1 protein-coding gene is annotated in these 625 nt (G+C 56.2%); it reads left to right on the forward strand.

The features are described from left to right. Positions 1-65: 65 nt before the first annotated feature. Positions 66-625: IS110 family RNA-guided transposase (locus HZZ16_RS36980; protein ID WP_197955789.1), on the forward strand; the 560-nt coding region annotated here is incomplete at its 3' end.

A 625-nucleotide genomic window follows, 5' to 3' on the forward strand; every position in this document is an offset into this window, starting at 1 on the left:
ATGGGATGGTCCGCCCCGTCCTCCTCCTTCATCATAGGAAGGCCAGATCAAAAGAGGAGAGTACCATGGTCCATCGCAATTTGCCGCGACCGGCGGCAGTCTATGGAATCGACATTGGCAAGAACCTGTTCCACGTCGTTGGCCTGAGCTGCGACGGCACACCTGTTCAGAAAGTTCGCTTTCGACGGGATACCCTACTTCAGTTCTTTGCTCGGGCACAACCAAGCATAGTTGGCATGGAATCCTGCGCCGGTTCACAGTGGCTCGCCCGGAAGATACAGGAACTTGGTCACAAGGTGCGCCTGATCCCTGCGCAATTCGTGAAACCCTACGTGAAATCAAACAAGAACGATATCATCGACGCCGAGGCAATCGCTGAGGCCGCAACGCGACCGACAATGCGCTTCGTCGCCGTAAAGGAGGAGGGCCAGGTCGATCTTCAAGCCCTGCATCGAATCCGTGACCAGATGGTCGGCTCGAGGACACGCCTGATCAATCAGATGCGGGCCTTCTGCCTCGAGTACGGTGTACCTTTGCGTCAGGGTGCCGGAATGTTCAAACTCGAGTTGCCGCGCGCTTTGAATGACGAAGGAAACGATTTGTCACCAGTGATGGGATGGTCCGC

This window comes from Bradyrhizobium glycinis (genome assembly GCF_016031655.1).
Taxonomy (GTDB): Bacteria; Pseudomonadota; Alphaproteobacteria; order Rhizobiales; family Xanthobacteraceae; genus Bradyrhizobium; species Bradyrhizobium glycinis.